Genomic DNA, 24,451 nt, shown 5'->3' on the forward strand with positions numbered 1-24,451 from the left:
ACGCAGCAGGTGGCGATCAGAACGGATCGAACTCCGTCACCCGGGTGCGCCAGTACTCCGCGCCGTCCCGGGTCCGGGTGAGCAGACCCGCCTCGATCAGGTCGCGGCGGATACCTACCGGGTCCTGCACGATCGCGGCGAGGCGCTCGGTCAGCTCCGGTTCGGTGAGCGGTTCCTCCAGCTCGCTCACCCGCGGGGCCAGCCAGCGCAGCACCAGGCCGCGATCCGCCTGGCGACGGGGCAACCGCTCCAGCCGGCCCTTGACCAGGAAGCGCTCCGGATCCTGCACCATCGCCGTCCTCCTCCGCCGGGTCCGGCCACGAGCCTGCCACTACTCGGTTCCGAATTGTGACCGGATGGCCGCGCTGGGTGTGCGCTCCTCCCCTAGCGTGGGCCCATGGTCAGGCCGCCGCGCAGCTCCCGACGCCGGATGTCCGTGTTCACCGCACTCGCTCTGGTGCTCGCGCTGGTGGGCACCTCGGCGCTCGGTGGCGTGCTCGCAGCCGGGCTGGTCGCCCCGGCGGTGGCGATGGCCGACGGCACCACCGACATGGCGGTCCAGGCGTTCCAGGACCTGCCCACCGAGCTGGAACGCCAGCCGCTGTCGGAGAAGTCGGTGATGCTCGCCTCGGACGGCACCACCGAGCTGGCCGAGTTCTGGGCCGAGAACCGGATCGTGGTGCCGCTGGCCGCGGTGAGCGAGCCGATGCAGAACGCGGTGATCGCCACCGAGGACAAGCGGTTCTACCAGCACGGCGGGATCGACCCGACCGGCATGCTCCGGGCCGCGGTGCGCAACCTCACCAACCCCGGCCGGACCGAGGGCGCCTCGACGCTGACCCAGCAGTACATCAAGAACGTGCTGATCGAGGCCGCGGTCCGCCAGGACGATCTGGCGGCGGTGGATGCCGCGCGGGAGGCCGACGGCGCGGAGGGGTACCTGCGCAAGCTGCGGGAGGCGAAGCTCGCGATCGCGCTGGAGAAGGAGATGACCAAGGACGAGATCCTGGAGTCGTACCTCAATATCGCGCAGTTCGGTGTGAACACCTACGGGGTGGAGGCCGCGGCGCAGCGGTTCTTCAGCACCTCCGCCGCCGAGCTGAACTACCTGCAGGCCGCCACCATCGCCGGGATCACCCAGAGCCCGACCGCCTTCGACCCGGTGCGCAACCCGGAGGGCTCCCAGGAGCGCCGCGACCGGGTGCTGCGCCTGATGCGCGAACAGGACTACATCACCGCCGAGGAGCTCACCGCCGGGCTGGCCACCCCGCTGGCCGACACCCTGGTGGTCAGCGAACCGCGGGTGGGCTGCATGGCCGCCGAACAGACCGTGCGCGGCGCCGGGTACTTCTGCGACTACGTCACCAAGGTGATCCGCAACGACCCGGCCTTCGGCGAGACCCCCGAGGAACGGGTGGACAAGCTCTACCGCGGCGGGCTGACCATCACCACCACCCTGGACGTGCGCGAGCAGACCATCGCCGACGAGGAGGTGAAGAACGGCATCCCGGTGGCGGACCCCTCGGGTGTCGCGTCCTCGATCGTCACGGTGGAGCCCGGCAGCGGGAAGATCACCTCGATGGCCCAGAACCGGGTCTACAACAACACCGAGCAGCACGGTGACCGCGAGACCGCGGTGAACTACAACACCGACTTCGACTACGGCGGCGGCAGCGGGTTCCCGCCCGGATCGACCTTCAAGCCGTTCACCCTCACCCAGTGGTTCAAGGAGGGGCACAACCTGAGCCAGGTGGTGAACGGCACCCGGTTCTCCTACCGGTTCAGCGAGTTCAACGCCCCGTGCACCGGCCTGAACGGCTCCACCGAGTACCGGTTCTCCAACGCCGAGGGCCCGCGCTCCGGCGGCATGATGACCGTGCAGCAGGCCACCTCCGGGTCGGTGAACTCCGGGTACCTGGCGATGGCCTCCCAGCTGAACCTGTGCGGGATCATCGACACCGCGACCTCGCTCGGCATCCACCGCGCGGGCGGGCCGTCCGGCGACGGGCCGTTCCAGGTGCTGCCGGCCAACGTGCTGGGCTCCGAGTCGGTCGCCCCGGTCACCATGGCCGCCGCCTTCGCCGCCTTCGCCGCGGGCGGCACGTTCTGCTCCCCGATCGCGATCCTCGCGGTCGCCGACGCGGACGGGAACCCGCTGCCGGTGCCGGACGCCGGCTGCCACCAGGCGCTGGACCCGCAGATCGCCAACGCGGTCGCCTACGCGCTCAGCGGGGTGTGGAACGGCACCGCCAGCACCAGCCCGCCGCCGTTCACCGCGGCCGGCAAGACCGGCACCACGTCCCGGAACGAGCACACCTGGTTCGTCGGGTTCACCCCGCTGCGCGCCACCGCGGTCTGGGTCGGCCACGCGGAGGCGATGGTGCCGATGCAGCGGATCACGATCAACGGCAGCTACTACCGGAACGTCTTCGGTTCCTCGGTGGCGGTGCCGACCTGGAAGCGGTTCATGGAACGGACGCTGGAGGGGGTCGGGGTGCCGCCGTTCGGGGCGCCCAACCCGGATCAGGTGGTGGGGAAGCAGGTCGGCGTGCCCTCGGTGGTCGGCCAGAACCAGACCGCGGCGATCAGCACGTTGGCCGAGGCCGGTTTCCCGGCCCGGGTGGTCGGGTCCACGCCGCACGAGTCGGCCGCCGGGACCGTGGTGCAGCAGTCGCCCTCCGGGTCAGCGCCGCCCGGGACCACGATCGGGCTGGTGCTGTCGACCGGGAGCCCCGCGGCGCCGCCACCGGCGGGCTGACCCGGCGGCTCAGGCGGTCTGGCGCAGTTCCTCGGGCTCCACGTCCAGCGCGACCAGCACGGCCTCGCCGTCGGCGTCCTCCCGGATCCAGACCGCCACGCTGCCGCACTCGCACAGCAGCTCGACGCCGTTCCCGTCATCGAAGTAGAGGCAGTGGTGTGTCATGTCTCCGACGGTAGAACCGACCACCGACATCCCCCGCCTCATCGGGCGGTGTGTCGCTTCTGCGCCGCAGGTTGTGCAACCGGCGGGTTGATCATCACCGCGCCGGGATGGTGCAATCGCCCGGTGGATGCGCTGACCGCCGTGCTCGCGGCCCTGGCCGACCCGACCCGGCGGGACATCGTCGGCCGCCTCGCCGGGGGTGACGCCACCGCCGGTGAGCTGGCGGCGCCCTATGCGATCACCCCGCAGGCGGTGTCCAAGCACCTGCGGGTGCTGGAGGAGGCCGGGCTGGTCAGCCGCCGCCGCGAGGCCCAGCGGCGGCCGGTGCACCTGGAGGTGGAGCGGCTCGACCTGCTGACGATGTGGATCGAGCGGCAGCGGCGGACGGCGGTGCTGCGCGCGGCGGAGGGGGCGGCCGAGGACGCTCCGGACATCACGCCGGCCGAGGCGGAGGCGGATCGCACCCGCTCCACCCTGCACGGCGGGGCGGACCGGGTGTTCCAGCCCTGGGACCTCGGCGCCAGGCGGGTGCCGCCGGACGCCTGATCTCGCTCACCGACCTGCGACCGGCGTGGCCGTCAGGCGGTGTACGCCCAGTGCCAGGGCTCGCGCGGGGTGTCCTCGACGAAGCCGTAGCGGCCGCCGTTGGCCCGCATCCAGGCCTGCGCGGTGGAGTCCAGGTCCAGGTCGACGGCCATCCCCCAGCCGTGGTCGCTGGTGCCGGGCACCGCGGCCAGCCCGCCCTCGGAGTACAGGCCCTTGCGTGCGGCGACGTCGACCTGGGACTCGTACGACCGGTAGGAGTCGGTGATGCCGATGGTGACGCCCTGGGCCTTGGCGTCGGCGATCAGCCGGGTCAGGGACTCGGCGGCGGGCGCCCAGAGCCGGTGGCCGGTGTCGCCGACCTGCTGCAGGGCGGTGGTGGGGATCCGGCCGTTGCCGTAGTCCGCGAGCGCGGTGGGCACGCCGTCGGCGTTCCGGGTGGTGTCCACGGCGGGGGTCGCGGCGGCGGTTCCGGTGGTCGTCGCGGTGCCGGTCGTGGCGCCGAGCTGGCCGGCCAGGGCCTGCGCGAAGCTGGTGGTCGTCGTGCCCGTCGCGGGGCCGGTGACCCGGCTGCTGAGGTCGGCCAGGTCGGCCTGGATGGCGGCGATCCGGGATGTGATGCCGGCGATGCCCTCGGTCATGCGGTCTGGTCCTTCCCTGTCCCGGTTCCCATCGGCGGGCGGTCCGGGGAGTTGAGGGAGCATGCCCGGTTCCCGGCCGGGCAAGCCACTGCCCCGTCCCGGGTGCGGTCGGGAACGGGGCAGTGGCGGTCGGGGTGGGGCCCCGCCGTCGGCGGGTGGGCGGGGCCCCGGTCGGTCAGCGGATCGGGATCGCCGACCGAGCTCGGCGGCGGACGACGGCCCGCCGGATGACCAGCAACCCGGCCCCGGCGACCACCAGGAGCAGGGCCGCCCAGGGCGTGCCGCCGGTCGGGGCACCGGTGGTCGCGAGCCGCCACGGGTTCAGCCCGTCGACGGAGCGGGCGACCGCCCAGGCGGCGTCACCGACGTAGGTCAGGGTGACCGCGGTGGTGCCGCCGGGGGTGATGACGATCGCGGTCTGCGCCCCGGTGCTGCAGGGCGGGGCCGTGAAGGTCAGCACGGTGCCGTCGCCGGAGACCGTGACCTGGTCGGCCGGGATCAGCTGCCCGCACAGGTAGACCGAGGTCGCACCGGGCACGAAGCCGGAGCCGCCCAGGGTCACCGCGATCCCCCCGCTGCTCGGGATCGTGCCCGGGTCGGACCCGGTGACCACCGGCGGGCCGGGCAGGGCGGCGTCGGCCACGTACTGGTAGCTCAGCGTCGCGGACTGCTGCACCCCGGCGGTGACCACCAGAGGCACGGTGCCGACCGGGTTCGCCGGCGTGACCGCGAGGAGCACGTCGGCGTCCAGCACCGTCACCGCGGCCGACACCCCGTTGAACGTGACCACGGTGTCGCCGGGCACGAACCCGGTGCCGGTGATCGTCACGGTCTGGCCACCCGAGGCCGGTCCGACCCGCGGGGTGTACGCGGTCACGGTGAGCGGGTCCTCGGTGCCGCCGGGCCCGGTCGCGTCGTCGTAGCTGAACGCGCCGGGCAGCACCGTGGTGCCGTCCTGGTTGGTGAACGCCACGTCCACCGGGCCCACGTCGTGCGCCGGTGTGCTGACCACGGCGGTGTCCGGGCTCGCGCTGAGGATGGTCGCGTCCAGCCCGTCGAAGGTGACGGAGCTGAGCGTGTCCAGCCCGGTCCCGGTCAGGGTGACCTCGGTGCCGCCGGTGGTCGGCCCGGTGCCGGGGTCGATCGCCTCGACGGTCGGCCCGTCGTCGGCCAGGTACCCGTATCCGTCGGCCAGCACGGCGTCCTGGCCGGGCAGCTCGACCGTGACCTCGACCAGTCCGGGCTCGTGCTCCGGTGCCACCACGGTCAGCGTGCTCGGCACGGCGAACAGCACCGGGCCCTGCGGGGAGGTCACCTGTGGCGCGGTGCCCGGCACGCCGTCGAACAGCACCCGGGTGGCCGGGCCGAGGTTCCCGCCGTCGATGGTGACGGTGGTGCCACCCTCGTCCGGGCCCTGCGGCGGGGTGACCGAGGTGATCGACGGCGGCTCGTAGCCGAGCTGACCGGCGGACACCGTGCCGGCCGGGAAGGTCAGCAGTACCGGGACCGCGCCGTCCAGCTCGGAGGGCGGCACGGTGACCGTCACCGAGCTGCCGTCCCCGGCGACCGTCAGGCCGGTGGCCTCGATGTCGTTGATCCGGACCCCGGTGACGTTGTCCAGCCCGCTGCCGGAGATCACCAGCTGGTCGCCGCCGTGGGTGGGCACCAGCGCCGGGGTCAGCGAGCCGACGGTGGCCTGCGACCCGTCGTCGGCGTAGGTCAGGTCACCGGCGGGCAGGGCCCCGGCCGGGAACACCACCTCGACCGTGGCGGTGCCCGGGTCGGTGCCGGCCGGGGCGGTGAAGGTGAGGCCGGTGCCGTCCTCGGCGACCACCACGTCCTCGGCCGCCACCCCGTCCACGGTGACCCCGGTGGCGCCGGACAGCCCGGTGCCGGTCAGGGTCACGGTGACACCACCGGACAGCGGGACCTGATCCGGGTCGATCGCGTCGACCGTGGCCCCGGAGCCGTCGTCCAGGTAGGTGAAGGCGCCGTCGAGCGTCACGTCCAGCCCCGGCTGGACCAGCACCACCGTCACCGTGCCCACGGCGTGCGCCGGGGTGGTGAAGGTGACCGTGCCGCCGGTGGCGTCGACGTCGGTGGCGGGCAGTCCGTCCACCTGCACCGCGGTGACCGCGCCCAGGTCGGTGCCGGTGACGGTGACCTCGGTGCCGCCGCCGGCCGGGCCCTGCTCCGGCGCCAGACCGGTGACGGTGGAACCGGTGTAGGTCAGGCCGCCGGCCAGCACGTCGCCGCCCGGGGTGGTCAGCAGCACCGGCAGCTCACCGGTGACCTCGCTCGCCGGGATGGTGACGGTCAGGGTGTCGCCGTCGACCGTCAGACCGGTCGCCTCGACCCCGCCGATCGTGACGGTGGTGACCGCGTCCAGGCCGGAGCCGGTCACGGTGAGGGTGCCGCCACCGGCGACCGGGCTGGTCGCCGGGCTGAGGCCGTCCACCACCACGCCGGTGCCGTCGGCCAGGTACTCGTAGCCGCCGGTCACGGTCACATCCGCCCCCGGCAGCTCGACCACCACGTCCACCACTCCGGCGGCGCTCGACGGGGTGCGCACGGTCAGCTCGGAGTCCGAGACCACGGTCAGGCCGATCCCGGCCGCGCCGCCGAAGCTCACCCCGGTGGCGCCGGACAGTCCGGTGCCGGTGATCGTCACCAGCGTGTCCCCGCCGGTCGGCCCCTCGGCCGGGCTGACCCCGGTGACCGCCGGGGCGACGTAGGTGAGCGTCCCGGCGTCCAGGGTGCCGGCCGGGAACTCGATCACCACGGCGACCGGCCCTGCGGCGTCGGCGGCCGGGATGGTCACCGTGATCGTGCTGCCGTCCCCGGCCACCGTGAGGTCCTGCGCCGCGACGCCGCCGACGGTGACACCGGTGGCGCCGGACAGCCCGGTGCCGGTGACGGTCAGCGTCCCGCCTCCGGCGGTGCTCGTGGTGGCCGGGGCGAGCCCGGTCACGGTGGCGCCGGAGCCGTCCTCCAGGTACTCGAAGCCGTCGGCGGCGGTGGCGTCCGCACCCGGCAGGGCGATCACGACGTCCACCGTGCCCGGCGCGTGGGCCGGGGTGGGGGCGGTGATCTCGGTGTCGGAGGCGACGGTGAACGTCGCCGGGACGCCGCCGATGCTCACCTCGGTGGCACCGGTGAACCCGGTGCCGGTCAGGGTGAGGCCGGTGCCACCCGCTGCGGGGCCCTGCGCCGGGCTGATGTCGGTCAGGGTGGGCGCGACGTAGGTCAGCTCCCCGGCGTCCAGGGTGCCGGCCGGCAGCACCAGCACCACCGGCGCGCTCCCGGCGGTCTCACTGGCGGGGATGGTCACGGTCAGTTCGGTGCCGTCGCCGTCGACCGCCAGATCGGTCGCCTCGGTGCCGCCGATCGTGACCGCGGTGACCGCGTCCAGCCCGGTGCCGGTGACGGTCAGCGTGCCGCCGCCCCCGGTCGAGCTGGTCGCCGGGGCCAGGTCGGTGACCTCGACCCCGGAGCCGTCCTCCAGGTAGGTGAACCCACCGGCCGCGGTGGCGTCCGCGCCGTCGAGCTCGACCACCAGGTCGGCCGGACCCGCGGTGCCGGCCGGGGTGGTGATCCGCAGGGTGGTGCCGGTGTTCGCCAGCACCGTGGCGGGGTCGCCACCGATCCGCACCGCGGTGGCCCCGGTGAGGCCGGTGCCCTCGATCGTGACCTCGGTGCCGCCCGACGCCGGACCCTCGGCCGGGGTGATCGCGGTGATCTCCGGCCCCAGGTAGGCGAGCTGGCCGGCCACCTGCGCGCCGGCCGGGAACCAGACGCTCACGGTGGCGGGGCCGGCGACCTCGGCGGACGGGACCGTGAAGGTGATCGCGGTGCCCTCGTCGTTCACCTGGACGTCGGTGGCGGCGCGACCGCCGACCGTGACCCCGAAGGCGTTCTGCAGGCCGGTGCCGGTGACCGTGACCGGCACGCCGCCGGAGGTGGGCACCTGCTCCGGGGCGATCCCGGTGAAGGTGGCCCCGGTGCCGTCGTCCAGGTAGGTGTACGACAGCGGCAGTGCGGCATCCGCGCCCGGGAACTGCACCACCACGTCCACCACACCGGGCTGGTGCGCCGGGGCGGTGACCGTGAGCTCGGTGTCCGAGGCGGTCAGCACGGTGGCGGACTCGCCGCCGACCAGCACGGCCTCGGCCCCGGTGAGCCCGCTGCCGGACAGGGTCAGCGTGTTGCCGCCGGAGGTGATGCCGAAGGACGGGGACACCGCGGTCAGCTCCGGGGCGACCAGGGTGAGCTCCCCCGCGGCGACCGTGCCGGCCGGGAACACCACCTCGACCGCCTGCGCACCGCCGGTCTCGCCGGGCGGCAGGGTGCCGGTGATCGCGGTGTCCGAGACGGTCAGGCCGGTCAGCGTGACTCCGCCGACGGTGACCGCGGTGGCGCCGCCGAGTCCGGTGCCGGTGACCGTGACCGTGCCGCCCGCGGTGGGCAGGGTGTCCGGGCTGAGCCCGGTGACCTCGGCGCCCGACCCGTCGTCCAGGTAGGTGAAGGCGTCCGCGAGCGCCGCGTCGGCTCCGGGCAGCTCGACCAGCACGTCCACCGTCCCGGCGGGCAGCGCCGGGGTGGCCACCGTGATCGCCCCCGGACCGGTGACGGTCAGGCCGGTGGCGGCGGTCCCGGCGAAGGTCACGCCGGTGGCGCGCTCCAGGCCGGTGCCGGTCAGGGTGACGGTGGTGCCGCCGGAGACCGGGCCCTGCGCGGGGTCGAGGGCGTCCAGCGTGGGCGCCAGGTACTCCAGGTCACCGGCCGCGGCGTCACCCAGCGGGAACTGGATCACCACCGGGGCGGCCCCCGGGGTCTCGGTGGCCGGTGCGGTGAAGGTGAGGCTCGACCCGTCGGCGGCGACCACGACGTCGGCGGCCGGTTCGCCGCCGACCAGGATCCCGGTGGCGCCGGACAGGCCGGAGCCGGTGATCGTCACCGTGGTGCCGCCTGCGGTCGGGACCTGGGCCGGGGTGAGCGAGTCGACACTCGCCGCGGTGCCGTCGGCCAGGTAGGTGAAGCCGCCCGGGACCCAGGAGTCGCCGCCCTCGTTGGTCAGGGTCAGCGTGACCGGCCCGGGGGCCGGGTGCGCCGGGCTGGTGACGGTGAGCGACCCGGCGGTGGGCGTGCCGACGATCGTGGCCGGCACGCCGTCGAACAGCACCTCGGTCACCGAGCCCAGGTTCGCGCCGGTCACGGTGACGGTGGTGCCGCCGGAGGTCGGGCCCTCGGCGGGGGTCACCGCGTCGACGGCCGCCACCCCCTCCAGCAGGAAGGCGAAGCCGCCGGCCGCGGTGACGTCCAGGCCGGGCAGCACCACGGTCAGGTCGACCAGGCCGGCCGCGTGCGCCGGGGTGGTGAAGGTCAGCTCGGTGTCCGAGGCCACGGTGAACGGGATCGACTCGCCGTCGAGCAGCAGGTCGGTCGCCCCGGTGAAGCCGGTGCCGGTCAGGGTGACGTCGGTGCCGCCCTCGTCCGGCCCCTGCGACGGGGTGACCGCCGTGATCGCCGGGGCGGCGTAGACCAGGGTGCCCGCGTCGAGCGTGCCCGCCGGGAAGACCAGTTGCACCGGGGCGGCCCCGGCGGTCTCGGTGGCGGGGACGGTCGCGGTCACCGTGGTGCCGTCCGGTGCGACGACCAGGTCGGTGGCGGTCTGCCCGCCGATGGTGAGTGCCGTGACCCCGTCCAGGCCGGAGCCGGTGACCGTGAGCGTGCCGCCGCCCGAGGTCGGGCTGGTCGCCGGGTCGATCCCGGTGACCGTGGCGCCGGTGCCGTCGGCCAGGTAGGTGAAGGCGTCCGGTGCGGTGGCGTCGGCGCCGGGCAGGACGGCGACCACGTCCACGGTGGCCGGGGCGTGCGCCGCGGTGGTGACCGTGAGGGTGGTGTCCGCCGGGGTGCCGACCACGGTGGCCGGGGCGCCGCCGATGGTGACCTCGGTGACCGGGGCCAGGCCGGTGCCGGTCAGGGTGAGCGTGGTGCCGCCGGCGGCCGGTCCGCTGTCCGGGTCGACCGCGGTGATCGCCGGGGTGGTGTAGTCGATCGTGCCCGCGCTGCGCTCACCTGCCGGGAACTGGACCTGGACGGTCACCGGGCCCGCGGTCTCGGACGCCGGGGCGGTGGCGACCACGCTGTCCGCCGCCACGGACACCAGGGTCGCGGGGACCCCGTTCACGGTGACGCCGGTCGCCCCGGCCAGACCGGTGCCGGAGATGGTCAGCTCGGTCCCGCCGCTGGTCGGCACCGTGTCGGGGCTGATCCCGGTGATCGTGGCCTGCGACCCGTCGTCCAGGTAGGTGTACTGCCCGGGGGCGGTGGTGGTGCCGCCGGTGCCGGAGAGCACCACGTCGACCGGGCCCGGGGCGTGTGCCAGGGTGGTCACGGTGAGCGACGTCGCGGTCGGGGTGCCGACGATCGTCGCGGCCGTGCCGCCGAAGGTCACCGCGGTCACCGCTGCCAGGTTGCTGCCGGCGAACGTGACCGTGGTGCCACCGGCCGCCACACCCTGCGCCGGGGTGAAGCCGGTGATGATCGGCGCGGTCGGGGTGACGTAGGTGAAGCCGTCGGCGATCGTCGCGTCCGCGCCGGGCAGCACGGCGGTCACCGCCACCGCTCCGGCCGGGCGGGCGGGGGTGGTCACGGTGATCGAGGTGTCGGTGGGCGCGCCGACGATCGTCCCGGCCGTGCCGCCGAAGCTGACCCCGGTGGCGCCGAGCAGTCCGGTGCCGGTCAGCGTGACCTGCGTGCCGCCGGCGGTGCTGCCCTGCGGCGGGCTGACCGCGGTGATCGCCGGGGCGACGTAGGTGAAGGTCCCCGCGGTCAGGTTGCCGGTCGGGCGCAGCACGCTGACCGGGACGGCGCCGGTGGTCTCGGAGGCCGGGGCGATCGCGGTGACCGAGCTGCCGTCGGCGGCGGCGGTGACCCCGGTGGCCGGGACGCCGCCGAAGGTGACGCCGGTGGTGTTCTGCAGCCCGGCGCCGGTGATGGTCACGGTGGTGCCACCGCGGGTCGGGCCGGAGGACGGGCTCAGGCTGCTCGCGGCGGCGTTCGGGGCGGTGCAGCTCGCGCTGGCGAGCTGGACGGTGCCGAGGTTCAGGGTGGTGGGCAGGCCGACCGTGGCGGTCAGGGTCAGGGAGACCAGCACCGCGGTGGCGGTCGCACCGGTGGCGGTGGTGGTGGTGATCTGCTGGGCGGTGGCGGCCAGGCGCGCACCGACCAGCCCGGCGACGTTGACCGCCGCCGAGACGCTGACCGTCGGCGTGGCGGCGTTCAGCGTGACCGCCTGGCCGAGCAGGACCAGGTTGGTCACCGAGGCGCTGGAGGTCGGGGTACCGCCGGCCGGGCAGATCGCCTGCGCCCGGACCACCCCGGTCTGCACGGCGTTGATGCCGAGCACCCCGATGGTCACCCCGGCGATCTCGGCGGAGGCCGAGGACTGGGTGGCGGTCCGGGTCGCGGTGATGTCGGTCACCGTGCCGCCCGCGGTCACGCCGATGCCGGTGCCGAGCACGGCGCCCACGTCCAGGATGCCGGTGCTGCTGGTGCCGCCCGCCGCCGGGGCGACCGCGGTGCCGACCGTGCCGGAGAGGTTGACCAGCGGCACACCCAGCAGGTTCGCGTTCAGGCCGAGCGTGACGCCACTGGCGTTCGCGTCGCCGGGCGCCGCCCTGGACGGTTGTGGGGTCAGCACGACCCACACGAATGCCAGCACTACCGCAACCGCCGCGGAAAGCGCCTTCCAGGCGCGCGACGACGTCACACCCACCATGTCCGTACCCCCTGCGAAGCGACATCGATCGCTACGGATTGATCAGTGGACGCATTGGACACATGGCCGCCGACACGCCGCCATCCGTGCCCACAGCACGAACAGCCCGTTTGCGGACGAATCGGACATCGGACTATTCGGACCGGCTGAGTGGGTATGAGTGTTACTGCTGGTCACCGCCACTCACCCGAGAGAGGTCACGATTCAGTCACGGATCGTCCGACCTGTCCGGAATGCGCGGTCCCGCCTGAGCCGGACGGGTGATCCGCCGGCCCTCGCCTCGCCGTGCGGAACCACCGGGCCGCCCGAATACTGCCTGACATGTCCGAGAGCACCACCGGCCTGCGCCGCGCCGTCACCGGCCCCCTGCTGTTCCTGTTCATCCTGGGCGATGTCCTGGGCGCCGGCGTCTACGCCCTGGTCGGCGAGCTGGCCGTCGAGGCGGGCGGGGCGGTCTGGCTGCCGCTGATCGTCGCGCTGCTGATGGCGCTGCTCACCGCGGCCTCCTACGCCGAGCTGGTGACCAAGTACCCGCAGGCCGGCGGCTCGGCGGTGTTCGCCCAGCGCGCCTTCGGCAGCCCGCTGGTGTCGTTCCTGGTCGGCTTCTGCATGCTCGCGGCCGGGGTCACCTCCGCCGCGGGGCTGTCGCTGGCGTTCGCCGGGGACTACCTCGGCGCGTTCTGGGACGTGCCGGCGGTGCCCGCGGCCCTGGTGTTCCTGGCCCTGATCGCCGCCCTGAACGCCCGGGGAATCAAGGAGTCACTGGGCGCGAACGTCGTGATGACCGTGATCGAGGTCAGCGGTCTGCTGCTGGTGGTGGTGCTCGGCGCGATCGTGATGGGCCGCGGCGAGGGCGACCTCGGCCGGTTGGCCGAGCTGCCCGCGGAGACCTCCTGGGGGATGGCCGCACTGGGCGGTGCGCTGATCGCGTTCTACTCCTTCGTCGGCTTCGAGACCTCGGCGAACCTGGCCGAGGAGGTCACCGACGTCCGCCGGGTCTACCCGCGCGCACTGTTCGGCGCCCTGATCGCCGCCGGGGTGATCTACGTCCTGGTCGGCATCGTCGCACCGGCGGTGGTCTCCCCCGAGACACTCTCCGGGTCGAGCGGACCGCTGCTGGAGGTGGTCCGCGCGGCCGGGGGCGTGCCGCTGCAGCTGTTCTCGGTGATCGCGCTGATCGCGGTCGCCAATGGCGCGCTGCTCACCATGATCATGGCCAGCCGGCTCGCCTACGGGATGGCCCGCGAGGGTCTGCTGCCCGCCGCCCTGGGCCGGGTGCTCCCGCACCGCCGCACGCCGTGGGTGGCGATCGTCGTCACCACCGCGGTCGCGATGCTGCTCGCGGCGACCGGCTCGCTGGTCGACCTGGCCTCGACCGTGGTGCTGCTCCTGTTGTTCGTCTTCCTCAGCACGAATGTCGCGGTGCTGGTGCTGCGCCGGGACCCGGTGGACCGGCCGCACTTCCGGGTGTGGACGCCGGTCCCGGTGCTGGCCGCGGCGACCTGCCTCGGGCTGCTGACCCAGCAGGAGGCGCGACACTGGGCACTGGCCGGGGTATTGATGGCCGTGGGTCTGGTGCTGTACCTGGTGACCCGGCGGTTCTCCCGGCCGGTGCCGTCTGGGGAATAAGTCCTAGACCGGCCTCGTTGGAGCGCAAGTACATGCAAACGCATCGACTTTGATCCCAGGAGTAGGCCATGCAGTTCGGAGTCTTCACGGTCAGCGACATCACCCCTGACCCCCACACCGGCCGGACCCCCGACGACACCGAGCGGGTCCGCAACATCCTGGCGATCGCCGAGCACGCGGACGAGGTCGGCCTGGACGTCTTCGCCACCGGCGAGCACCACAACCCGCCGTTCGTCGCGTCCTCCCCCACCACGATGCTCGGCTACCTGGCCGCCCGGACCAAGCACATCACCCTGTCCACCGCGACCACGCTGATCACCACCAACGACCCGGTCCGCCTGGCCGAGGAGTACGCCATGCTCCAGGTGATCTCCGACGGACGGATGGACCTGATGATGGGCCGCGGCAACACCGGCCCGGTGTACCCCTGGTTCGGCCAGGACATCCGCCAGGGCATCCCGCTGGCGATCGAGAACTACGCGCTGCTGCGCCGGCTGTGGACCGAGGACGTCGTCAACTGGGAGGGCAAGTTCCGCACCCCACTGCAGGGCTTCACCTCGACGCCCCGCCCGCTGGACGGTGTCCCGCCGTTCGTGTGGCACGGCTCGATCCGCTCCCCCGAGATCGCCGAGCAGGCCGCGTTCTACGGCGACGGCTTCTTCCACAACAACATCTTCTGGCCGATGAGCCACACCAAGCAGATGGTCCAGTTCTACCGCCAGCGCTTCGAGCACTACGGCCACGGCCGGGCGGACCAGGCGATCGTCGGGCTCGGCGGCCAGGTGTTCATGCGCAAGAACTCCCAGGACGCGGTGAACGAGTTCCGGCCCTACTTCGACGTCGCACCGGTCTACGGCCACGGGCCCTCGCTGGAGGAGTTCGCCGACCAGACCCCGCTGACCGTCGGCTCGCCGCAGCAGGTGATCGACCGCTACGCCGCCATGCGGCACGAGGTCGGGCACTACCAGCGCCAGCTGTTCCTGATCGACCACGCCGGCCTGCCGCTGAAGACCGTGTTCGAGCAGATGGACATCCTGGCCGGAGAGGTCGTGCCGGTGCTGCGCAAGGAGATGGAGTCCGACCGCCCGGCCGACGTGCCCTCCGACCCGCCGAGCCACGCCGACCGCGTCGCCGCCGCCCGGGCCGCCGGACAGGTGCGCGAGCAGCAGGCCGCGGCCGCCGACCACTGGACCGGCAAGACCGCCGAGAACGACATGGACGCCGCTGACGCGGTGACCCGCTGAGGAGAATCACCACCATGACCGCACGCCGCATCGTCGCCATCTCGGCCGGGTTGTCCCAGCCGTCCTCCACCCGCCTGCTCGCCGACCGCCTGGCCGAGTCCACCCGCGCCGCGCTGGCCGGGCAGGGGGTCGAGGCCGAGGTCCAGGTGATCGAACTCCGAGACGTCGCGCACGACATCATCAACGCCATGCTCACCGGCGGGGTGGCCAGCACCGCCCTCACCGAGGTGATCGACGCGGTGACCGGCGCGGACGGCCTGATCGCCGTCACCCCGCTGTTCACCACCACGTACTCCGGGCTGTTCAAGAGCTTCATCGACATCCTGGACAAGGACGCGATCACCGGGCTGCCCGTCCTGCTCGGTGCGACCGGCGGCACCCCCCGGCACTCGCTCGCCCTGGAGTACTCGGTCCGCCCGCTGTTCACCTACCTGCGGGCCGACGTCGCCACCACCAGCGTGTTCGCCGCCACCGACGACTGGGCCGCCGGCAGCACCGCGGGCGAGCCCAGCCCGCTGCCCACCCGGATCGAGCGCGCCGGTGCGGAACTCGCCCGCACCGTCGCCGCCCGCGCACCCCGGACCACCACCGACCCGTTCGCCGGCACGCCCGACTTCGCCAGCCTCCTCGGCGGCAACTGACCGCGGGCCGGGCGGCCGGCTCACCGGGCCGCCCCGCGCGGCCCCGCCGCGTCAAGCCCACACACGACTGCTCACCCCGGTCCCAGCGGCCACCGAGGGCGCAGTTCCCGTTGCCCGGACCACCCCCGGACCAACCCGAACTGCGCCCTCGGCGCTGCCCGGGGCTGGCTCGGCCCGCTCCCGCGCCCACGAACGCGGAGAAGCTGCCGCCCGAATCGCCCGAACCGCAGCAACTTCTTCGCACTCGTCAGGCAGGCGGGTGGGCTGACGCCGGGGCACAAGCGACCAGGGCCTCGCGGGCCGGCGCCGTGCCCCCGGCCCGGGCCCGGGCCCGTCAGTCGCGGGCCAGGCGCAGCCTCGCCCCGCGTCCGGCCGAAACCCAGCCCCAGCGCGCCCTCGCGAACGCCCCACTGCCCCCACCCGCGCGCGAGGGCGCAGTTCCCGTTGCCCAAATCACCCCCGGGACCAACGCGAACTGCGCCCTCGGCGCTGTCCAGAACCGACCCGGCCCGCTCCCGCGCCCACGAATGCGGAGAAACTGCCGCCCTAATCGCCCGAACCGCAGCAACTTCTTCGCACTCGACGCACAGCCGCGCGGGCTGGCCCCGGGGCACACGCCGCGACCAGGGCCCGGCCGGCCGGCGCTGTCGCGGGCCGGCGCCGGGCGCCCGGCTGGGCCCGGCCCGGGCCCGTCAGTCGCGGGCGATGAGCACCAGGGTCGCGTCGTCGTCGGAGTCGGGGTCGCGCAGGTCGCGCACGACCGCGTCCAGGCCGTCGGGGCGCAGGCCGGCGGTGGCGGCGGCGGCGCGGTCCATCGCGATCCGGAGCGACTCGCCGCGGCGCTCGATCACGCCGTCGGACAGCAGGACCATCCGCTCGCCGGGGGCCAGGACGCCGGACTCCTGGGCGGGCGCGCCGTCCAGCAGCCCGATCAGCGGGGAGCCGAGCACCCGGAGCCAGTGCGCGCCGCCGGAGTCGATCAGCAGCGGCGGCAGGTGACCGGCGGAGGCGTAGTCGTAGCGGCCGGTCGCCGGGTCGATCACGACCAGCACCAGGGTGGCCATCTGCCCGGGCAAGGTCCACCGGGCGAGGCCGGCCAGCCGGTGCAGCACCCGGGACGGCGACGCGGAGTCGAGCATGTAGGCGCGCATGGCGTTGCGGAACTGACCCATCGCGCCCACGGCGGCCAGCCCGTGGCCGGTGACGTCGCCGACCGCCACCGCCATCCGGCCGTCCTGCAGCCGCAGCACGTCGAACCAGTCGCCGCCGACCCGGGCACCGTCGGCGGGCCGGTAGTGCGCGGCCACCTGCCAGCCGTCGAGGGCGGGCATCCGTGCGGGCAGCAGGGCACGCTGGACCGCCTGGGCGGCCCGGACCTCGCGCCGGCCGCGGCGGAACAGTGCCTCGACCAGGTGTCCGCGCAGGTCCTCGGCGGCGCTGACCTCGGCGTCCTCCCAGGGCATCGAGCGCCCGCCGACCTGCTCGCGCCACAGCTCGAAGGAGCGGCGCGGGCTGAGCCGGAACCGGTCGCCGTCCTGGACCAGCTCCTTGCCGGTGGGGTCGCCGCCCCAGTCGACGGTGCGCACCACCTCGTCGCGGAGCCAGACGACCGCGCCGCCGTCCGGCAGTGCGAGCGCGAGCAGCCCGGCGACCCCGGGGGTGTGCGGGGCGTCCGCGGGCAGCTCGTCGAGCACCAGCAGGCCGGCGACCTGGCCACCCTCGGGGCCGGCCGGTCCACCGGGGATCAGCCCGGCACCGGCGCTGGACGCTCCCGCGGCGGTCTCGGCGGCCCAGGCGACCAGCCGGTCCGGCTCCGCGGGCACCCGGCCGCGTCCGGCGAGCTCGCCGTCGGCGCAGACCAGCACCCCGTCGGCGGGCACCAGGTCGAGCAGCGCGTCGTCGGCGGTGAGCGCGTCGGCCAGCGGGCGTTCCTCGTCGCGGGAGGCGGCGACCAGCCGGGCCAGGATCACCGACGAGGCCCGGGACGCGTCGAGGGCATCCTGGTCGACCTGGGCGATCAGCCGCAGGGACAGTGCCACGCCCAGGAACTCCGCCGCGGCCCGCACCCCGTAGGACGGCGCGTGCGGCCCGGCGTAGTGGTGGCAGGCGATCATGCCCCAGAGCTTCCCGTCCCGGAGCAGGGAGATCGACATCGAGGCCCGCACGCCCATGTTCCGCAGGTACTCGCAGTGGATCGGCGACACCGAGCGCAGGCTGGCGTAGGTCAGGTCGAGCGGCTCGGGCAGTGCGGGGACCACCGGGACCGGGACGTAGTCGACGTCGGAGATCAACCGGATCCAGGACTTCTCGTACAGCGCGCGGGCCTGCGGCGGGATGTCGGAGGCCGGGTAGTGCAGGCCGAGGAACGGTTCCAGGTCCCCGCGCTTGGCCTCGGCGACCACCTCGCCGTTGTAGTCGGCGTCGAAGCGGTAGACCATCACCCGGTCGAAGCCGGTCAGCCGGCGCACGTGCCGGGCGGCCAGGTCGTAGAGCCCGGACAGCGTGGTGCCGCGGTTGAGCTCGGCGATCGCGTCCCGGACGCCCTCGTAGGTGGTGCCGTAGGTCAGCGGTCGCACCCCGTCGGCGGGTTCGAGCTCCAGCACGAACACCCCGGCCTCGCCCGGCGGGCGGTGCACCACCACGTCCATGTCGACCGGGCGGCCGCCGACGTCGACCCGGACCAGCCCGGGGTTGCGGACCCGGGTGTCGGGCACGTCGTCGAGTTGGTCGCGCACGGTGGCATCGGCCGCGGTGCCCAGCACCTCGGTCAGGGTGTGCCCGATCACCTGGTCGACCGGGCGGCCGAGCAGCTCGCGGACGTTCTCGGAGGCCTGGCGGATCCGGCCGTCTGCCTCGTGGACCACCAGCAGCAGTCCGCGCGGCTGGACCGAGCCGGGGATGTGGATGGGCTCGCGGGCGCAGTTGTCCAGGTCGATCGGGACGTCGGGTGCGACGAACCAGGTCCGGTCGAGCGCGTCGGTCATGGCGGCGGTACCGCCTTTCCGCCCCGGGATCGCCGGGGTTGTACGAGGGACGCCCACTCACGGTCGACGCCGGGGCCGCCACGGTCTCGAGCGGTCCGGGGTGCACGGTTTCACGCGGCCCGCCCGCTGTCCAGCACGCCGGCCCAGCGCCCGGGCAGCGCCCGGTCCGCGCCCGATCAGTTCCCGATCAGCGCCATCAGCCCGAGTCCGGCGGCCGCCGCGGCGACGGTGAGCACCACCGTGCCCAGGGCGTTCAGCACCGCCCGGACCCGCTCGCGCTCCTCGGCCAGCCGGACCGTCTCCACCGCAGCGGTGGAGAACGTGGTGTAGCCGCCGCAGAACCCGGTGGCCAGCACCGTCTGCCAGCCGGATCCCAGCCCCAGGTACAGGTGCGCCCCGGCGATCAGGCCGATCAGCAGCGACCCCGACACGTTGATCGCGATGGTCGCCACCGGGAGCACGGTGCGCCACCGCCGGCGGATCTCCCCGTCCAGCCAGAACCGGCACGCGGCGCCCACTCCGCCGGCCAGCGCCAGCAGCACCGCCAGGGCCGGGCTCATCCGCGCACCCCGATCGACAGCCGCCGGCCGATCCCGATCCCGGCCCAGGCCAACAGCACCCCACCGGCCATCGTGCCGAGCACATAGCCGGTGGCCTGCCCGATCGCGCCGGCGGCCAGCAGCCGCTCGGTCTCCAGCGCCAGCGCACTGAAGGTGGTGTACCCGCCCAGGAACCCGGTGCCCACCGCGATCCGGACCCGCAGCGCCGTACGGTGCCAGGGCCCGAAGCGCGCGCACGCCTCCAGTACGACGCCGAGCGCCAGCGCCCCGGTCAGGTTCGCGATCAGCGTGCTGACCGGCCAGCCGTGGGCCGGCGGCAACGCGACGCCGATCAGCGCTCGGCTGAGCGCGCCCAGGGCCCCGGTGGCCGCGACCAACGCGAGCAACAGGGGGTGGTGGTGTGCGGGGCGGCTGTCCGGGACCGGGGTCACTTCCCCATCGTCGCACCGTGGCTAGGCTGACCAGCACCCTGACCTGCGCCGCGCGCCGGAACGGGACAGACTGGGATCCGGCACACCGACGAAGGAGAAGGCATGACGTTCGCATCGGGCCCGTCCGGACCCTCCCCCGTCACCGATCCGCCGGCTCAGCCGTCGCTGGGTCACCTGGTCAGCCAGATGTCCGAGCAGACCGCGCGGCTGGTCCGGGCCGAGATCGATCTGGCCAAGGCCGAGCTGACCGAGAAGGCCAAGGCCGCCGGGATCGGGATCGGCCTGCTGGCCGCAGCCGGGTTCCTCGGGTTCTTCGCCTTCGGGGTGGCGATCACCGTGGTGATCCTCGCCCTGGCCGTGGTCTGGCCGGCCTGGCTGGCGGCCCTGGTCGTGCTGGTGGCGATGCTGCTGGTGATCGGCGTGCTCGCCCTGATCGGGGTCAAGAAGCTCAAGCAGGGCGTCCCGCCGACCCCGGAGAAGGCGATCGAGGGCGTGAAGCAGGACGCGGACGCGGTCTCCACCGCCGTGAAGGAAGGGTTCCAGCGATGAGCGACAACGCCCCGAAGCTGACCGTGGCGGACTACGAGGCCGAGGTCGCGCGCTCGCGTGCCGACCTGGCGGCGACCGCCGATGCGCTGGCCGCGAAGCTCGATCCGCGCACCCAGGTCGCCGAGGCGAAGGAGTCCGCCACCCGGCTGGTCCGGGACGCGGTGGGCACCGATCCGGCCGCCGACCCGGCGAACCGCAACCGGGCGCGGGCGATCCTGGCAGGCGGCGTGGCCGCGGTGGCCGGCCTGGTGGTGCTGGCGATCAAGCGGCGCTGAGCAGCCCGGACTCGTGGGCGAGCAGTGCTCGCTTCACGTCCAGCCCGTAGTAGTACCCGCCCATCGCCCCGCCGGTGCGCAGCACCCGGTGGCAGGGCACGAACGGGGCGATCAGGTTGCGCGCGCAGGCCGACCCCGCCGCCCGGACGGCGGTGGGGCTGCCTGCTGCCTGGGCCAGTTCGGCGTAGGTCAGGGTCTCGCCCGGGGCGATCTCGCGCATGACCTGCCAGGCGCGCTGGGTGAACGGGCCGCCGGGCTGGGACACCGGCACCTCGGCCAGCGCGTCCAGGTCGCCCGCGGCGTAGCGCGCCACGGCGTCGGCGATCGGGCCGGTCGCGGCGACCTGCTGCACCCCTCGGGTGCGGAGCCGTGCGTCCAGCCGGGCGGTCATGTCCGCCACCGGTGCGAAGCCGGCGGCGCGCACCACGCCGTCCTCCGGGGTGAGCAGCACGGCCAACGGGCCGGCGGGCGTGGGCAGCACCAGCGCGGACAGCGGGGCGGTGGAGGTCGTCATGACCCCATCCTCGCCCCGCCAGCCATGGGGCGCTGGCGGTTTTCGGACAGCGTGGCGCTGTCGGGTCAGCCGTCCTCGCGCTGATCGGGGATGCCGCCGAGCAGCTCGCGCACCTCGGTCTCGCGGTACCGGCGGTGCCCGCCGAGGGTGCGGATGGACGACAGCTTGCCCGCCTTCGCCCAGCGCGTGACCGTCTTCGGGTCGACGCGGAACAACGTGGCCACCTCCGAGGGCGTCAGGAGCACCTCGTTCTCGGTGTGGGGAGCGGACATCGATACCTCCGTGGCATGGGGGGTGCCGGTGCGGCTGACAACCCCGTGTACTGGGCGCCCACGGCCCTGACGGACCGTCGGCGTCGCGTTGCGTGTTCCTCTGCGTGGCCCCCCGGAACGCACCCAGCCTGTCATGCCGGAAGGCCCCGAAGTGGGACCAACATCCCATCCCGGACAACCATCACTAATGCGGACAGGATAGGTCGTATCGGCCGGATCGGCTCGGCGGGCAGGTCACGCCGGTCCCGGACGTGTCGCCGCCGCACCGCGCACGGCTCCCCACCCCCGGCGATGTGAGCAACCTCACCGGATTCGACCCCTGCAGGCCCCGGTTTCGTGGCAGGTAGCGGCCTTCCGTCGTGATTCGGCCGACCGGCGAGTGGCCGGATCGCCGACCGGGCATGTACCGTTGCCAATCGAACAGATATTCCAGCATCCCGGGGCCGCACGTGTGAGCACGGAGCCGCCCCGCTTCCACGTTGAGGGGGTCGGTGCCATGGGGCGCGGCCGTCAGAAGGCTAAGCAGACCAAGGTGGCTCGGGAGCTGAAGTACTTCAGCCCTGAGCCGGACTACCGGGTCCTCGAGCGCGAGCTCACGGAAACCCGGAGCAACCTGGTCACGGACAGCCGACAGGACTCCGACGACGAGGACGACTACTCCCGCTGGGCGGACGAGCGCTGACCTCGCCGGACTGACACGGTCGCCCGCGGCGGAGGTCATTCCCCGCCGCGGGCGCGGTGTGTCCCGGTCAGCGCTCGGCCCCGAGTAGGCCCGGCAGCTCAGACGCGGTAGCCGTTCCGCAGCCGCACCGCTCCGCCGTGCACACCCTTGGTCCCGGCCACCAGGTCCGGGCTCTCGGTGTCCCGCGCCGGATCCAGGTCCCGCACCGCGCCGAGCGTCCACGCGGCCAGGCCCAGGTGCTCGGCCCGGGCCCGCAGGGCGTCCGCCCGGTCCGCGTCCACGATCGCGACCATCCCGACCCCCAGGTTGAGGGTGCGCTCCAGGTCGTGCCACGGCACCTGGCCCAGCTGCTGCAGCACGGAGAACACCGGCGGCAGCTGCCAGCCGGCGCGGTCGATGTCGGCCACCAGCCCGGCGGGCAGCACCCGCGCGACATTTGCGGCCAGCCCGCCACCGGTGATGTGGCTGAAGGCGTGCACCCCACCGGCGGCGATCAGCTCCAGGCAGTCGGCCGCGTACACCCGGGTCGGCTCCAGCAGCTCGGCGCCCAGCGTGCGGCCGAACTCCGGCACCTCCCGGTCCAGCGACCAGCCGGCGACCTCGATCACCCGGCGCACCAGCGAGTAGCCGTTGGAGTGCAGCCCGGACGAGCCCAGCGCCAGCAGCACGTCACCGGCCCGCACCCGGTCCGGACCGAGTAGTTCGTCGGCCTCCACCACGCCGGTGGCGGCGCCGGCCACGTCGTACTCCTCCGGGCCCAGCAGCCCGGGGTGCTCGGCGGTCTCCCCGCCGACCAGGGCGGTGCCGGCGACCTGGCAGGCGGCGGCGATCCCGCGCACCACATCCGCGATCCGCTCCGGCACGACCTTGCCGCAGGCGATGTAGTCGGTCATGAACAGCGGGCGGGCGCCGACCACGACGATGTCGTCGACCACCATCCCGACCAGGTCGAAGCCGATGGTGTCGTGCACGTCCATCGCCTGCGCGATCGCGACCTTGGTGCCCACGCCATCGGTGGAGGTGGCCAGCAGCGGCCGCCGGTACCGGGTCAGCTCGGAGACGTCGAACAGCCCGGCGAAGCCGCCGACCCCGCCGACCACCTGCGGCCCGTGGGTGGCGCGCACGGCGTCCTTCATCAGCTCGACGGCCTTGTCGCCCGCCTCGGTGTCGACCCCGGCGGCGGCGTAGGTCACGGGACTGGTGTTCACGGGTGCTCCAGGGCGGTCGATCCGCCGGTCGAGGGGACGATGGCGGACAGCCCGTCCGGGCCCAGCGGCAGCTCGCTCTGCTCCAGCAGGTGCTTGCCCAGCCGGTCCGAGGGCGGCAACTCGATCGGGTACTTGCCGGTGAAGCAGGCGGTGCAGAGCTGGTTCGCCGGCTGCTCGGTGGCGGCGATCATGCCCTCCATCGAGATGTAGCCCAGCGAGTCCGCCCCGAGCGACGCGCCGATGTCGTCCACCGACAGGCCGTTGGCGATCAGCTCGGCGCGGGAGGCGAAGTCGATGCCGTAGAAGCAGGGCCACTTCACCGGCGGCGAGCTGATCCGGACGTGCACCTCTGCGGCCCCGGCCTCCCGGAGCATCCGGATCAGGGCGCGCTGGGTGTTGCCGCGCACGATCGAGTCGTCGACCACCACCAGCCGCTTGCCGCGGATCACCTCGCGCAGCGGGTTGAGCTTGAGCCGGATGCCGAGCTGGCGCAGGGTCTGCGACGGCTGGATGAACGTCCGGCCGACGTAGGCGTTCTTGGTCAGCCCCTGGCCGAACGGGATCCCACTGGCCTGGGCGTAGCCGACCGCCGCCGGGGTGCCGGACTCGGGCACCGGGATCACCAGATCGGCGTCCACCGGGTGCTCCTTGGCCAGCCGGCGGCCCATCTCCACCCGGGCGGCATGCACCGAACGACCGGAGATCGAGGTGTCCGGCCGGGCCAGGTACACGTACTCGAACACACAGCCGGCCGGCTGCTGCCGCTCGGTGAACCGCCGGCTGCGCAGCCCGTCGGCGTCGATCGCGATCAGTTCGCCCGGCTCGATCTCCCGGACGAAGGAGGCGCCGACGATGTCCAGCGCCGGGGTCTCCGAGGCGACCACCCAGCCGCGCTCCAGGCGGCCCAGCACCAGCGGCCGGACGCCCTGCGGATCCCGGGCGGCGTACAGGGTGTGCTCGTCCATCCAGACCAGGCTGAACGCGCCGCGCAGCCGGGGCAGCACCTCGGCGGCGGTCACCTCCAGCGTCCGGTCCGGGTCCCCGGCGAACAGCGCGGTGATCAGTGCGGTGTCGGTGGTGTTGCCCCGGGCCAGCTCGCCGCGGCGCTGGTTGCCGTAGCGCTCGGCGACCAGGTCGACCAGCTCGGCGGTGTTGGTCAGGTTGCCGTTGTGCGCCAGGGCGACCGTCCCACCGGCGGTCGGACCGAGCGTCGGCTGCGCGTTCTCCCAGGTGGAGCCACCGGTGGTGGAGTACCGCGCGTGCCCGACGGCGATGTGCCCGTGCAGCGCGTTCAGCGCGGTCTCGTCGAAGACCTGGGACACCAGCCCCATGTCCTTGTAGACCAGCAGCTGCTCACCGTTGGAGGTGGCGATGCCCGCGGACTCCTGTCCGCGGTGCTGCAGGGCGTAGAGCCCGAAGTAGGCGAGTTTGGCGACCTCTTCACCGGGTGCCCAGACCCCGAAGACGCCACAAGCGTCCTGAGGTCCCTTCTCACCCGGCATCAGGTCGTGGTTGAGGAGTCCGTCTCCGCGGGGGGCCACAAGTCCTATGGTGACACACCGCACTGCGGGT

19 protein-coding genes are annotated in these 24,451 nt (G+C 73.9%); 8 read left to right on the forward strand and 11 right to left on the reverse strand.

Annotated elements, in window-relative coordinates:
• Positions 1–16: 16 nt before the first annotated feature.
• The gene (locus HGA03_RS09875; RefSeq protein ID WP_168630096.1) at positions 17–292 is read right to left on the reverse strand and encodes a DUF2087 domain-containing protein; all 276 of its coding nucleotides are present in this window, start codon (positions 290–292) and stop codon (positions 17–19) included.
• Between the two features lie 138 nt (positions 293–430).
• Between HGA03_RS09875 and HGA03_RS09880 the strand changes: the two genes are divergently transcribed.
• Positions 431–2,758, forward strand: coding sequence for a penicillin-binding protein (locus HGA03_RS09880; protein ID WP_239073422.1), 2,328 nt, complete (start codon positions 431–433; stop codon positions 2,756–2,758).
• Between the two features lie 9 nt (positions 2,759–2,767).
• Here HGA03_RS09880 and HGA03_RS09885 read toward each other — a convergent pair whose 3' ends face one another.
• A complete protein-coding gene (locus HGA03_RS09885; protein ID WP_168630098.1) occupies positions 2,768–2,923 on the reverse strand; it encodes a hypothetical protein in 156 nt (51 codons plus the stop codon).
• Positions 2,924–3,046: 123 nt separating this feature from the next.
• On the opposite strand from HGA03_RS09885, the gene HGA03_RS09890 reads away from it, so the two are divergent.
• Positions 3,047–3,469: an ArsR/SmtB family transcription factor gene (locus HGA03_RS09890; RefSeq protein WP_203767041.1), complete on the forward strand. Its 423-nt coding sequence runs from the start codon at positions 3,047–3,049 to the stop codon at positions 3,467–3,469.
• A gap of 32 nt (positions 3,470–3,501) precedes the next feature.
• On the opposite strand, the gene HGA03_RS09895 is transcribed toward HGA03_RS09890, so the two are convergent.
• Both HGA03_RS09895 and HGA03_RS09900 read right to left on the reverse strand, forming a co-directional pair.
• On the reverse strand, positions 3,502–4,107 hold the full coding sequence (locus tag HGA03_RS09895) for a M15 family metallopeptidase (protein WP_168630099.1): 606 nt from the start codon (positions 4,105–4,107) through the stop codon (positions 3,502–3,504).
• Positions 4,108–4,282: 175 nt separating this feature from the next.
• Entirely contained in the window at positions 4,283–11,833 is a 7,551-nt protein-coding gene (locus HGA03_RS09900; protein WP_168630100.1) for a beta strand repeat-containing protein, read from the reverse strand.
• Between the two features lie 378 nt (positions 11,834–12,211).
• Between HGA03_RS09900 and HGA03_RS09905 the strand changes: the two genes are divergently transcribed.
• The 3 genes from HGA03_RS09905 (at position 12,212) to HGA03_RS09915 (ending at position 15,404) form a co-directional block, all read left to right on the forward strand.
• The gene (locus HGA03_RS09905; protein ID WP_168630101.1) at positions 12,212–13,519 is read left to right on the forward strand and encodes an APC family permease; all 1,308 of its coding nucleotides are present in this window, start codon (positions 12,212–12,214) and stop codon (positions 13,517–13,519) included.
• 68 nt (positions 13,520–13,587) lie between these two features.
• Entirely contained in the window at positions 13,588–14,763 is a 1,176-nt protein-coding gene (locus tag HGA03_RS09910; RefSeq protein WP_168630102.1) for an LLM class flavin-dependent oxidoreductase, read from the forward strand.
• A gap of 14 nt (positions 14,764–14,777) precedes the next feature.
• Positions 14,778–15,404, forward strand: coding sequence for an FMN reductase (locus HGA03_RS09915; protein WP_168630103.1), 627 nt, complete (start codon positions 14,778–14,780; stop codon positions 15,402–15,404).
• A 692-nt stretch (positions 15,405–16,096) separates the two neighbouring features.
• Here HGA03_RS09915 and HGA03_RS09920 read toward each other — a convergent pair.
• From HGA03_RS09920 to HGA03_RS09930, 3 genes are all read right to left on the reverse strand, one after another.
• Complete coding sequence (locus HGA03_RS09920; RefSeq protein ID WP_168630104.1) at positions 16,097–18,388, reverse strand: SpoIIE family protein phosphatase; 2,292 nt, start codon at positions 18,386–18,388, stop codon at positions 16,097–16,099.
• Between the two features lie 176 nt (positions 18,389–18,564).
• Positions 18,565–18,948, reverse strand: coding sequence for a fluoride efflux transporter CrcB (gene crcB, locus HGA03_RS09925; protein WP_168630105.1), 384 nt, complete (start codon positions 18,946–18,948; stop codon positions 18,565–18,567).
• On the reverse strand, positions 18,945–19,379 hold the full coding sequence (locus HGA03_RS09930; protein WP_168630106.1) for a fluoride efflux transporter FluC: 435 nt from the start codon (positions 19,377–19,379) through the stop codon (positions 18,945–18,947). The genes crcB and HGA03_RS09930 overlap by 4 nt, the downstream gene beginning before the upstream one ends.
• Positions 19,380–19,481: 102 nt before the next feature.
• On the opposite strand from HGA03_RS09930, the gene HGA03_RS09935 reads away from it, so the two are divergent.
• Together HGA03_RS09935 and HGA03_RS09940 are read left to right on the forward strand one after the other, a co-directional pair.
• Entirely contained in the window at positions 19,482–19,928 is a 447-nt protein-coding gene (locus HGA03_RS09935; protein WP_168630107.1) for a phage holin family protein, read from the forward strand.
• Complete coding sequence (locus HGA03_RS09940; RefSeq protein WP_168630108.1) at positions 19,925–20,203, forward strand: DUF3618 domain-containing protein; 279 nt, start codon at positions 19,925–19,927, stop codon at positions 20,201–20,203. The genes HGA03_RS09935 and HGA03_RS09940 overlap by 4 nt, the downstream gene beginning before the upstream one ends.
• Here HGA03_RS09940 and HGA03_RS09945 read toward each other — a convergent pair.
• Together HGA03_RS09945 and HGA03_RS09950 are read right to left on the reverse strand one after the other, a co-directional pair.
• Entirely contained in the window at positions 20,190–20,717 is a 528-nt protein-coding gene (locus tag HGA03_RS09945) for a methylated-DNA--[protein]-cysteine S-methyltransferase (RefSeq protein ID WP_168630109.1), read from the reverse strand. The genes HGA03_RS09940 and HGA03_RS09945 overlap by 14 nt on opposite strands.
• A 65-nt stretch (positions 20,718–20,782) precedes the next feature.
• The gene (locus tag HGA03_RS09950) at positions 20,783–20,989 is read right to left on the reverse strand and encodes a BldC family transcriptional regulator (RefSeq protein WP_168630110.1); all 207 of its coding nucleotides are present in this window, start codon (positions 20,987–20,989) and stop codon (positions 20,783–20,785) included.
• 496 nt (positions 20,990–21,485) lie between these two features.
• Here HGA03_RS09950 and HGA03_RS09955 point away from each other — a divergent pair, with 496 nt between their 5' ends.
• Positions 21,486–21,671, forward strand: a complete 186-nt coding sequence (locus HGA03_RS09955) for a DUF3073 domain-containing protein (RefSeq protein ID WP_168630111.1) — start codon at positions 21,486–21,488, stop codon at positions 21,669–21,671.
• 98 nt (positions 21,672–21,769) lie between these two features.
• On the opposite strand, the gene purM is transcribed toward HGA03_RS09955, so the two are convergent.
• Both purM and purF read right to left on the reverse strand, forming a co-directional pair.
• Positions 21,770–22,879, reverse strand: coding sequence for a phosphoribosylformylglycinamidine cyclo-ligase (gene purM / locus HGA03_RS09960; protein ID WP_168630112.1), 1,110 nt, complete (start codon positions 22,877–22,879; stop codon positions 21,770–21,772).
• A complete protein-coding gene (gene purF / locus HGA03_RS09965) occupies positions 22,876–24,420 on the reverse strand; it encodes an amidophosphoribosyltransferase (protein ID WP_168630113.1) in 1,545 nt (514 codons plus the stop codon). Before purF ends, purM begins: the two co-directional genes overlap by 4 nt.
• Positions 24,421–24,451: the final 31 nt, after the last annotated feature.

The sequence above is a fragment of the Cellulomonas denverensis genome (genome assembly GCF_012396125.1).
GTDB classification, from domain to species: domain Bacteria; phylum Actinomycetota; class Actinomycetes; order Actinomycetales; family Cellulomonadaceae; genus Cellulomonas; species Cellulomonas denverensis.

Bases quoted from the DNA above. Each gene is read 5' to 3' on its own strand.
- HGA03_RS09875 (WP_168630096.1), bottom strand. From the start codon at position 292: ATGGTGCAGGATCCGGAGCGCTTCCTGGTCAAGGGCCGGCTGGAGCGG.
- HGA03_RS09880 (WP_239073422.1), top strand. From the start codon at position 431: ATGTCCGTGTTCACCGCACTCGCTCTGGTGCTCGCGCTGGTGGGCACC.
- HGA03_RS09885 (WP_168630098.1), bottom strand. From the start codon at position 2,923: ATGACACACCACTGCCTCTACTTCGATGACGGGAACGGCGTCGAGCTG.
- HGA03_RS09895 (WP_168630099.1), bottom strand. From the start codon at position 4,107: ATGACCGAGGGCATCGCCGGCATCACATCCCGGATCGCCGCCATCCAG.
- HGA03_RS09905 (WP_168630101.1), top strand. From the start codon at position 12,212: ATGTCCGAGAGCACCACCGGCCTGCGCCGCGCCGTCACCGGCCCCCTG.
- HGA03_RS09910 (WP_168630102.1), top strand. From the start codon at position 13,588: ATGCAGTTCGGAGTCTTCACGGTCAGCGACATCACCCCTGACCCCCAC.
- HGA03_RS09915 (WP_168630103.1), top strand. From the start codon at position 14,778: ATGACCGCACGCCGCATCGTCGCCATCTCGGCCGGGTTGTCCCAGCCG.
- HGA03_RS09920 (WP_168630104.1), bottom strand. From the start codon at position 18,388: ATGACCGACGCGCTCGACCGGACCTGGTTCGTCGCACCCGACGTCCCG.
- crcB (WP_168630105.1), bottom strand. From the start codon at position 18,948: ATGAGCCCGGCCCTGGCGGTGCTGCTGGCGCTGGCCGGCGGAGTGGGC.
- HGA03_RS09935 (WP_168630107.1), top strand. From the start codon at position 19,482: ATGACGTTCGCATCGGGCCCGTCCGGACCCTCCCCCGTCACCGATCCG.
- HGA03_RS09940 (WP_168630108.1), top strand. From the start codon at position 19,925: ATGAGCGACAACGCCCCGAAGCTGACCGTGGCGGACTACGAGGCCGAG.
- HGA03_RS09945 (WP_168630109.1), bottom strand. From the start codon at position 20,717: ATGACGACCTCCACCGCCCCGCTGTCCGCGCTGGTGCTGCCCACGCCC.
- HGA03_RS09950 (WP_168630110.1), bottom strand. From the start codon at position 20,989: ATGTCCGCTCCCCACACCGAGAACGAGGTGCTCCTGACGCCCTCGGAG.
- HGA03_RS09955 (WP_168630111.1), top strand. From the start codon at position 21,486: ATGGGGCGCGGCCGTCAGAAGGCTAAGCAGACCAAGGTGGCTCGGGAG.